This is a genomic window from Vibrio sp. YT-19(2023) (genome assembly GCF_033337395.1).
Window position 1 is genome coordinate 1 of record NZ_JAWOQN010000919.1, and the last position, 561, is coordinate 561.

The window sequence follows — 561 nt, forward strand, 5'->3', positions numbered from 1 at the left end:
GTGGATAACCGTTAAAGCCAACAGAAACAATGCGGTGCTGTTTAGTGATCACCGCACCTACCTGCGTTGAAGGGTCTTTACTCCAAGACGCCACCAGTTCAGCCATTTGGTAAAAACGTTTCGCCCATTTAGAAATCATGCTCATCCTCTCGGTCGAAGGCTTTGAATTATCTGAATGATAACCCATTTTTTTTAAAAAAATAGTCGAAATACGAGCATTACAGTGAAAGCGATTCGTTTTCATGGTTAATCGGGGAGAGTTTGTTCAGCTCTAAGCAACAATTCCGCTTTTATTGATGAGTTTATTGGTCAAAATTGGCAAGCGAATGAGTCATACATCACATTGATGATTAGAGGTTGCTTATATTGTTGGGTGAATGAAGATCTGAAAATGATTTCAAATGCATCAACTTTATTTCGGCTCGTTTCAATTAATTACATTTAGAAACATTTTACGCAATTTATGTAGGAGAATTCGGAATCTACTGTCTGTAAGGTTAGTGTGTTTTCAACAATATCCTGTTCCATAAAGACGGTAAATACATGCAAAAGAAACCACTT

Annotated in this window: 1 pseudogene; it reads right to left on the reverse strand. The window is 37.4% G+C overall.

Annotated features, from left to right (window positions below):
* A pseudogene (locus R7E78_RS29190) lies at window positions 1–145 on the reverse strand (cell division protein DedD); the annotation flags it as partial.
* Window positions 146–561 lie beyond the last annotated feature (416 nt).